The sequence below is a fragment of the Yoonia sediminilitoris genome (assembly GCF_003058085.1).
In the GTDB taxonomy this organism is placed as follows: domain Bacteria; phylum Pseudomonadota; class Alphaproteobacteria; order Rhodobacterales; family Rhodobacteraceae; genus Yoonia; species Yoonia sediminilitoris.
Map to the genome: position 1 here is coordinate 2,501 of NZ_QBUD01000036.1, position 3,493 is coordinate 5,993.

Genomic DNA, 3,493 nt, shown 5'->3' on the forward strand with positions numbered 1-3,493 from the left:
TTTGATCCTCTCGGGGATCATATTTTACATCGTATAGAGAGATACAACATCAGAATAGAGACGCTGCGCGTAAGCAGTTGTCAGACAGGCCGAGGGTCCGCAAGGATCTGTTTGAAGCCTCGAAAATCTATTTTGTTCCAAGTCAAGTACACTAACCGGAACAGCAGTAATGCTGTTCGAACAGTGTGTGTTGCGAACCAGCGGCACGCACTGCAATGTATGCATTTTGATCTTAGAACGGGTTTAAGCACAAAAGGGCCCGTTCATTGAAAAAGCCTTGCTTTTTCTGGATCAAATCAAGCGCGAAAAGGGCGTTTGGTGGATGCCTTGGCAGTAAGAGGCGATGAAAGACGTGATACTCTGCGATAAGCCATGGGGAGCTGAGAATAAGCTTTGATCCATGGATTTCTGAATGGGGCAACCCACTTGAATGTTTGTTATTATTGCACTCCGGTGCAGCTAATAATGAGCATAAACAAGTATTTGTAGACTGAATACATAGGTTTACAAAAGCAAACCCGGGGAACTGAAACATCTAAGTACCCGGAGGAAAGGAAATCAACAGATACTCCCCTAGTAGCGGCGAGCGAACGGGGACCAGCCGAGCCATGAGTGTGATTAGAATGTGTTGGAAAGCACAACCATAGTGGGTGACAGTCCCGTATAAGAAGCATGATTGGACGTATTAAGTAGGGCGGAACACGTGAAATTCTGTCTGAACATCGGAGGACCACCTTCGAAGGCTAAGTACTCCTTACTGACCGATAGCGAACCAGTACCGTGAGGGAAAGGTGAAAAGCACCCCGACGAGGGGAGTGAAACAGTTCCTGAAACCGAACGCCTACAATCAGTTGGAGGGCCCTTGAGGCCTGACAGCGTACCTTTTGTATAATGGGTCATCGACTTAGTGTATCTAGCAAGCTTAAGCCGTTAGGTGTAGGCGCAGCGAAAGCGAGTCTTAATAGGGCGACTGAGTTAGATGCATTAGACCCGAAACCGAGTGATCTAGGCATGTCCAGGATGAAGGTTGGGTAACACCAACTGGAGGTCCGAACCCACACCTGTTGAAAAAGGTCGGGATGAGGTGTGCCTAGGGGTGAAAGGCCAATCAAACTCGGAGATAGCTGGTTCTCTGCGAAATCTATTTAGGTAGAGCGTCGGACGAATACCCTCGGGGGTAGAGCACTGGATGGGTAATGGGGACTCACCGTCTTACTGATCCTAACCAAACTCCGAATACCGAGGAGTAATATCCGGCAGACACACAGCGGGTGCTAACGTCCGTTGTGGAGAGGGAAACAACCCTGACCTACGACTAAGGCCCCTAATTCATGGCTAAGTGGGAAAGCAGGTGGGACGACCAAAACAACCAGGAGGTTGGCTTAGAAGCAGCCATCCTTTAAAGATAGCGTAACAGCTCACTGGTCTAAATAAGTTGTCCTGCGGCGAAGATGTAACGGGGCTCAAGCCATGAGCCGAAGTCTAGGATGCACGTAGTGCATGGTAGCAGAGCGTAGTGTGACATAGTTTCTTGTCTCCTTACTGTCTTCGGACAGATTGGAGACGCGAAACTTTCTGTGAAGCCGGCCTGTGAGGGATCCGGTGGAGAGATCACTAGTGAGAATGATGACATGAGTAGCGACAAAGGGAGTGAGAGACTCCCTCGCCGAAAATCCAAGGGTTCCTGCTTAAAGCTAATCTGAGCAGGGTAAGCCGACCCCTAAGGCGAGGCCGAAAGGCGTAGTCGATGGGAACCAGGTTAATATTCCTGGGCCAGGAGGATGTGACGGATCTCGAAGATTGTTTCCCCTTATCGGATTGGGGAGGCCGTTGAGAGGTTCCTGGAAATAGCCCTCCGCTAGATCGTACCCTAAACCGACACAGGTGGATAGGTAGAGAATACCAAGGCGCTTGAGAGAACCACATTTAAGGAACTCGGCAAAATACCTCCGTAAGTTCGCGAGAAGGAGGCCCGGTTTTTACGCAAGTAGAGGCCGGGGGCACAAACCAGGGGGTGGCGACTGTTTACTAAAAACACAGGGCTCTGCGAAGTCGCAAGACGACGTATAGGGTCTGACGCCTGCCCGGTGCCTGAAGGTTAAAAGGAGGAGTGCAAGCTCCGAATTGAAGCCCAGGTAAACGGCGGCCGTAACTATAACGGTCCTAAGGTAGCGAAATTCCTTGTCGGGTAAGTTCCGACCTGCACGAATGGCGTAACGACTTCCCCGCTGTCTCAAATGTGGACTCAGCGAAATTGAATTTCCTGTCAAGATGCAGGATACCCGCGGTTAGACGGAAAGACCCCATGCACCTTTACTATAGCTTCGCATTGGCATCAGGCACAGTATGTGCAGGATAGGTGGTAGGCTTTGAAACCGGGACGCTAGTCCTGGTGGAGCCTCCCTTGAGATACCACCCTTATTCTGCTTGATGTCTAACCGCGGCCCGTTATCCGGGTCCGGGACCCTGCGTGGTGGGTAGTTTGACTGGGGCGGTCGCCTCCCAAATTGTAACGGAGGCGCGCGAAGGTTGGCTCAGAGCGGTCGGAAATCGCTCGTTGAGTGCAATGGCAGAAGCCAGCCTGACTGCGAGACTGACAAGTCGAGCAGAGTCGAAAGACGGCCATAGTGATCCGGTGGTCCCGAGTGGAAGGGCCATCGCTCAACGGATAAAAGGTACGCTGGGGATAACAGGCTGATGGTGCCCAAGAGTCCATATCGACGGCACCGTTTGGCACCTCGATGTCGGCTCATCTCATCCTGGGGCTGGAGCAGGTCCCAAGGGTACGGCTGTTCGCCGTTTAAAGAGGTACGTGAGCTGGGTTTAGAACGTCGTGAGACAGTTCGGTCCCTATCTTCCGTGGGTGTAGGATATTTGAGAAGAGTTGCCCCTAGTACGAGAGGACCGGGGTGAACGATCCACTGGTGGATCTGTTGTCGTGCCAACGGCAGTGCAGAGTAGCTATGATCGGACAGGATAACCGCTGAAGGCATCTAAGCGGGAAGCCCCCTTCAAAACAAGATATCCCTGAGAGCCGAGGTAGACCACCTCGTCGATAGGCCAGAGATGTAAGCGTAGTGATACGTTCAGTTGACTGGTACTAATTGCTCGATAGGCTTGATTTGATCCAGTAATAGTAAGACTGGTGAAGGCGTCGCATAGCGTCGACGTCGTCAAGATACATACACAAACCATGTAGTCGTACGCGACTTGGAACCTGATTTTGTTCATTTGATTTGGTGGTCATAGCGCGAGCAAAACACCCGATCCCATCCCGAACTCGGCAGTTAAGTGCCGCAGCGCTGATGGTACTGCGTCTTAAGGCGTGGGAGAGTAAGTCACTGCCAAATCTAATGAGCAAAATCAGCGTATCTCTCTAACGATGCACCTCTAAACCATACCTGAGGTGCCTTTGGCGCGGGATGGAGCAGCCCGGTAGCTCGTCAGGCTCATAACCTGAAGGTCGTAGGTTCAAATCCTACTCCCGCAACCA

General features: G+C 51.4%; 1 tRNA gene and 2 rRNA genes. All 3 read left to right on the top strand.

Annotated elements, in window-relative coordinates:
• The first annotated feature begins 294 nt into the window (after positions 1 to 294).
• Positions 295 to 3,125 (top strand): 23S ribosomal RNA (locus C8N45_RS22770).
• A 110-nt stretch (positions 3,126 to 3,235) separates the two neighbouring features.
• Positions 3,236 to 3,350, top strand: a 5S ribosomal RNA gene (rrf, locus tag C8N45_RS22775).
• Between the two features lie 66 nt (positions 3,351 to 3,416).
• Positions 3,417 to 3,493: transfer RNA gene (locus C8N45_RS22780), tRNA-Met, on the top strand.